The sequence below is a fragment of the Komagataeibacter melomenusus genome (assembly GCF_013155395.1).
Taxonomy (GTDB): Bacteria; Pseudomonadota; Alphaproteobacteria; order Acetobacterales; family Acetobacteraceae; genus Komagataeibacter; species Komagataeibacter melomenusus.
Genome location: NZ_JABJWC010000145.1, coordinates 1 through 228, shown reverse-complemented (window position 1 = coordinate 228; position 228 = coordinate 1). Strand labels below are relative to the sequence as shown.

Sequence of the window (228 nt, the reverse complement as noted above, 5' to 3'; positions counted from 1 at the left end):
AGCCCGAATACGGCTTCATTACCGATACGGCGCATTGGGCAGGACGGGTCGCCCATGCCGCCGGAAGGGTTCAGCACATACTGGAAATCGGGCTGCACGACCATCCATGGCGTGACCTGGGCCTGATAGGTCAGTTCCAGATGGTATTCGGTGCCCTGCCCGGGCAGGCCGGCGCGCCTGTCTGCCCAGGCGAGGCAGGGACTGGCCGCTCCCAGGCCCGCACCAAGG

At 66.2% G+C, this 228-nt stretch carries 1 protein-coding gene; it reads right to left on the bottom strand.

What is annotated here, in order from left to right; all coding sequences use genetic code 11:
- On the bottom strand, positions 1–228 hold a 228-nt coding region (locus tag HNW77_RS17450), incomplete at both ends, for a carbohydrate porin (protein WP_172159360.1).